This is a genomic window from Streptomyces mutomycini (assembly GCF_001700505.1).
Lineage (GTDB): Bacteria > Actinomycetota > Actinomycetes > Streptomycetales > Streptomycetaceae > Streptomyces > Streptomyces mutomycini.
This window is the reverse complement of sequence record NZ_MAPV01000187.1, coordinates 1-4,818: the sequence shown is the minus strand read 5'-3', so window position 1 is coordinate 4,818 and position 4,818 is coordinate 1. Positions and strand designations below refer to the sequence as shown.

4 protein-coding genes and 2 tRNA genes are annotated in these 4,818 nt (G+C 71.1%); 2 read left to right on the top strand and 4 right to left on the bottom strand.

Going from position 1 to position 4,818, the window contains the following annotated elements; genetic code table 11:
- Window positions 1–75: 75 nt before the first annotated feature.
- On the bottom strand, window positions 76–546 hold the full coding sequence (locus tag BFF76_RS24640; protein ID WP_031097226.1) for an SSI family serine proteinase inhibitor: 471 nt from the start codon (window positions 544–546) through the stop codon (window positions 76–78).
- Between the two features lie 392 nt (window positions 547–938).
- On the opposite strand from BFF76_RS24640, the gene BFF76_RS24635 reads away from it, so the two are divergent.
- Together BFF76_RS24635 and BFF76_RS24630 are read left to right on the top strand one after the other, a co-directional pair.
- Window positions 939–1,029, top strand: a tRNA-Ser gene (locus BFF76_RS24635).
- 205 nt (window positions 1,030–1,234) lie between these two features.
- Window positions 1,235–1,307 (top strand) — tRNA-Arg (locus BFF76_RS24630).
- Between the two features lie 206 nt (window positions 1,308–1,513).
- Here the strand turns inward: BFF76_RS24630 and BFF76_RS24625 are convergent.
- The 3 genes from BFF76_RS24625 to BFF76_RS24615 all read right to left on the bottom strand — a co-directional run bounded on the left by BFF76_RS24625 (window position 1,514) and on the right by BFF76_RS24615 (window position 4,701).
- Window positions 1,514–2,728, bottom strand: a complete 1,215-nt coding sequence (locus BFF76_RS24625; RefSeq protein ID WP_065849084.1) for an NAD(P)/FAD-dependent oxidoreductase — start codon at window positions 2,726–2,728, stop codon at window positions 1,514–1,516.
- A 91-nt stretch (window positions 2,729–2,819) separates the two neighbouring features.
- Window positions 2,820–3,764, bottom strand: coding sequence for an RNA polymerase sigma-70 factor (locus tag BFF76_RS24620; protein WP_065849083.1), 945 nt, complete (start codon window positions 3,762–3,764; stop codon window positions 2,820–2,822).
- Between the two features lie 172 nt (window positions 3,765–3,936).
- Entirely contained in the window at window positions 3,937–4,701 is a 765-nt protein-coding gene (locus tag BFF76_RS24615; RefSeq protein WP_053929580.1) for an LppU/SCO3897 family protein, read from the bottom strand.
- Window positions 4,702–4,818: the final 117 nt, after the last annotated feature.

Sequence of the window (4,818 nt, the reverse complement as noted above, 5' to 3'; positions counted from 1 at the left end):
CCGAGGCGGCCTGCGTGCGCCCCCGCGCGCGCCGTCCCGCCGGGCTGAGTTCCGGCGCACGCCCCGCCGAACCGGTTACCTCGCGGAGGGGAGCACCGGCACCAGATTGTTCCACCGCGAGATCTCGCAGCCGTTGGCCCGGCTGAACCGGGCGTCGACCTCCTCCCCCTGCCAGGTGCCCTGGACCCGGGCGGCGGCCGGTCCGCCCGCCTGCTGGGTGCACATGGCGTTGCGGTCCGTGGCCCCGAAGGGGTTGTCCCCCGACTCCGCGGCCTCGTCCAGCAGGTCGCAGGCACGCTGCGCGGCGGGGTGGCTGCCGCCCGCCGGGTCGCACTCCAGCTCGAATGTCCCGTCGGCCGCCGGATTGCCGGACTCCGAGACCGTCACGGTGAGCCGGGTCTCCGTGTCCTGCGCCGCCGGCCAGTCCCCCTGGAGTACGGGAAGCGGGGGCAGCGGTACGAGAGCGGGCAGGGCCGTGGCCACGGGCGCGGCGGCGGACAGTGCGGCGAGGGACGCGACGGCGGTGAGGGTGAGGCGGCGAAGCATGCGGGGCTCCTGTTGTTCTGGCGCGCCCGGGAGCGCGCCGGCCTGCTCCGGCGCCCGCAGGGTGGAGGCGGGCGCCGGGCACATGGGTGTCGGGACGGAGGGCGGAGCCCTCGTTCTCTCTAACGCTCCTCACGCCCGCACGTTGCGCAACTCATGGGGGGCCGACCGGAAGAGCCGTGCCCGGACGTCTGACCGGGTGCGCGGTGGAAGCCCGGAGCCCGGACACGGCCGGGCACGTGAGGGAGCACGGACGGTGCACGCCGCCGGGACATCCGCCGCAGGGCGCTTTGCCTCGCCGCCCACCTGCCTAGTACCGTGGGCGGCGATTGGTGACAGCACGCTCAACTGTGTCATCATCTGCACGCACCATCCGCGCTCGCGCGGAGTGTGCTGGAGGCGTCGCCTAGTCCGGTCTATGGCGCCGCACTGCTAATGCGGTTTGGGTCTTAAAGCCCATCGAGGGTTCAAATCCCTCCGCCTCCGCAGGATCCCGAAGCCCCGTGCCCCTGGCACGGGGCTTCGGTCGTTCCCGGCCGCACAGAGATCTCCCAGAACGGCGTTTTCGCAGCTCAGGGCTGGTTTGGCTAATGGATTTCGCGTCACGGCGCAGGTCATGTAATGTTGTTCTCGCAACGCCGACCGGGCAGAAAAGTCCGGGGAGCGGGACCGAGGCTCAGGCCGAGGACAAGCACTCGTAGCTTAACGGATAGAGCATCTGACTACGGATCAGAAGGTTGCAGGTTCGAATCCTGCCGAGTGCACAGCAGGCCAGAGGCCCTCAGGAGAAATCCTGAGGGCCTCTCGCGTTGTCGCCCTTGCCGTGCCGACACCCGCACCGCCGACCCTCCCAAGTGCTGTGGCAGGGACGACGGGTGAGGGGGCATCACGCTCGTCGAGGCCGGGATGCCGAGGCGGGCTCCCCGTCGGGTGTGAGTTGCGGTGGCGCCGGTGGGCCCGCCCGGCCGGTTCAGGCCGATGTGTCGACGGCGGCCGACTCCTTGACGGCCGGGCCCGCCCCGGCCCGCACCACGCGGCGTCGCCGGGTCGGCATGCCGAACGTCGGGTTGCCGACGCCCCAGGCCGCGCCCTTGCAGACCAGTTCCTTGTAGACTGCGGCGAGCCGTCCGGTCAGGGCCGCGCGGACCGCGCGGTCGTCGGCGGTGACGTACTGGATCAGGCCTTCCCTGCGCCCCAGGGAGATGCACTGGTTGAAGTAGCGGATCGGCACGTTCGGGATCTTCGTGCCGGCCAGGCGAGCCGCGATGGTGTCGGCGGCCTGCAGTGCCGTGAAGCCGCCCGAGGCGCACGACATCCGCAGCGGCTTGTCGCCGGGGCCCATGGCCATGGCCGCGTCGCCGATCGCGTAGACGTCCGGGTGCGAGACCGAGCGCATGGTCCTGTCGACCACGATCTGGCCCGTGCCGGTCACTTCCAGAGCGGTCTCCTGCGCGATCGGGTGGACCGCGAAGCCGGCCGTCCACACGGTGACCGCGGCCGGGATGTCCTTGCCGTCGGCGGTGGTGACGTGGCCGGCCTCGACGGCGGTGACGGCGGTGTGCTCGTGCGCCGTGATGCCCAGCCCGGCGAAGACCTTGCGTACGTGTCCGCGGCCCTTGGGCGAGAGCCAGTCGCCGAGCGCGCCGTGGGCGACGAGGGCGACATCGAGGTCCGGGCGCGCCTCGGCGATCTCGGTCGCGGCCTCCAGGCCCGTGAGGCCGCCGCCGACGACGACCACGGGCTGTCCGGCGTCCAGCGCGGCGAGGCGCTCGCGCAGCCGGAGTGCTCCGGGGCGGCCGGTGATGTCGTGCGCGTGTTCGGCGGTGCCGGGGACGCCTTGGGTGTTCCAGCCGCTGCCGAGGGCGTACAGGAGGCTGTCGTACTCCAGGTCCTCGGTGTCGGCCATGCCGGTGACACCGACGGTGACGGTCCTGCGGTCGACGTCGATGCCGGTGACCTTCGCGAGCTTCAGTTCGACGCCGGTGCCCGCGAACATCTCGCTGAAGGGTCGGGTTTCGAGGCCCTGGCCGACCGCCAGCTGGTGCAGCCTGACCCGCTCGACGAAGTCGGGCTCGGCGTTGACGAGGGTGATCGAGACGTCCTGGCGGTGCAGGCGCCTGGCGAGGCGGCCGGCGGCGGTGGCCCCGGTGTACCCGGCTCCGAGGACGACGATGCGGTGCTTCATTTCCCTGCTCCTGTCTCGTGGGTTCGCCCCTTGAACCGGGCAGCCCGCCGTTTCCTGACAGGACCGCAATGTGAGGCACGTCACATTGCGGTCAGAAGGGGATGAGCAGGGGTTCTCCGTGGTCGGTGGCGGCCCACTGGCGGGTCGCGCGTTCGAGCTTGTCGGGGTTGACCTGGCTGCGGAACGCGGCGATGCCGTCGGCGGTGATCTCCAGGCACATGACGGCGATGACCCGGCCGTCGAGGACCACCACGAGGGCAGGGGTGTTGTTGGCGGTCGCGGCGTAGACCGAGGGTGAGCCGCCCACGAGTGCGCGCTTGGCCTTTCCGGGCGTGAACATGCCCCGCATGAACCTGGCGACCGCGGGTGCGCCTTCGAACGGCGTGGCGCGGGCCGGTACCTTCCCGCCGCCGTCGCCGATCGAGACGGCGTCGTCGGTGAGCAGCCGCACGAGGGGCTCGGTCCGGCCGCTGGTGGCGGCCGTGAGGAACTCCGCGACGATCCGGCCGGCGGCCGCCTCGTCGATCTCGGTACGGGTCCTGCCTTCCGCGACGTGCTTCCTGGCACGGTGGAAGATCTGCTGGCAGGAGGCCTCGGTGATGTCGAGGATCTCCGCGATCCTCCGGTGCGGATAGTCGAAGGCCTCCCGCAGCACGTACACGACCCGCTCGTTGGGGGAGAGGCGCTCCATGAGGGTGAGGACCGCGTACGAGACGGATTCGCGCTGCTCGGCGGTGTCGGCAGGGCCGAGCATGGGGTCCCCGGTGAGCAGGGGCTCGGGCAGCCACTGGCCCACGTACGTCTCGCGCCGGGCGCGGGCCGATGTGAGCTGGTTGAGGCACAGGTTGGTGAGGACCTTCGTCAGCCATGCCTCGGGGACCTCGATGCGGCCGGTGTCGGCGGCCTGCCAGCGCAGGTACGTGTCCTGTACGGCGTCCTCGGCGTCGGTCGCGGAGCCGAGGAGGCGGTAGGCGATGGCCTTCAGGCGGGGCATGGAGGCCTCGAACCGGTCCATGTCGTTCATGGTCAGAGCCATGGCCCGGATATTAGCCCTCGCGGCGCGTCAGGGACCCGTACCGCGGCACGGCGTCAACGCGGCCGGTATGCGCGCCCCAGTGCGGGAGCGTCCGGAGGCCCCAGGGCTGAACCCGGGGCCTCCGGCGTCCTCCTGGCGCGACCCGCCCCCCGCCGGGTCGCACCGGAGGGCCTCAGCGCGCGTACGAGCCGAGGCCGACCAGGCAGTACACGTATTCGTTGAGCGTCGCCCCGTTGAGGGTGTAGCGGTACGAGAACGCGTACTGAGTACTGGAGTTGGCGTCACACCTGCTCATGTCCGAGGTCGAGGGGATTGTCTCGATCACCCGGTAGTGGGCGTCCGGGGCCGAACAGGAGACCTCGTCGACGCCGCTGACCTCCTGCGCGGTCGTGGAGTCCGGAAGCGTGCCGTTGAGGCAGGTACCGGTCTCGTAGGGGTCGGGAGCCTCACTCGCGGTGTCGTACGGGTCCTCGGTGTAGGTGTCCTCGGTCTCCGGGGTGTCGCCCGCGTCCGGGGTGTCCCCGGTGTCCGCCCCCTCGGCGTCGGGTGCCTCGGAGTAGGTGTCCTCGATCTCCCCGGGATACGCGTCCTCCTCGTACGGATCCTCGGTGTGGGGCTCGTACGCCGACGGGCGGGCCGATGGGATCGCGGAGGTGTTGTCGTCTTCGGCGCCGATGACGGCCAGCAGCACGACGGCTCCGATCACGGCGGCGATACCGAGCAGGGCCGGCCACGGGCGGCCCTTCGATGTGCCGGCCCCGGTGACCCGGATGCGCAGGAGCACGTCCCGTCCGCCGGCCCGGGCCCGTACGAGGTCGCCGTCCTGGGCGGGCGGGATGCGTATGCGGGTGGCGCCGGTCGGCAGGTGGGCCGTGACGATCGCCCCGTCGGCGGCCTGTCGCGGTGTGAGCGAAAGAGGGATCTCCGGTGAGGGCACGCACTCAGTGTGGACCGCCGGGGCACCGGACTGGAGTGGTTTTCTAGAAAATAACTCTAGAAAGATCTCTCCGATCCTCCGGCGAGCAACAATCGTTCTCCGACACGTGCCGGTCGG

What these genes read in the sequence shown, in the direction of transcription:
- BFF76_RS24640 (WP_031097226.1), bottom strand. Translation starts at nt 546, where the DNA reads ATGCTTCGCCGCCTCACCCTCACCGCCGTCGCGTCCCTCGCCGCACTG.
- BFF76_RS24620 (WP_065849083.1), bottom strand. Translation starts at nt 3,764, where the DNA reads ATGGCTCTGACCATGAACGACATGGACCGGTTCGAGGCCTCCATGCCC.
- BFF76_RS24625 (WP_065849084.1), bottom strand. Translation starts at nt 2,728, where the DNA reads ATGAAGCACCGCATCGTCGTCCTCGGAGCCGGGTACACCGGGGCCACC.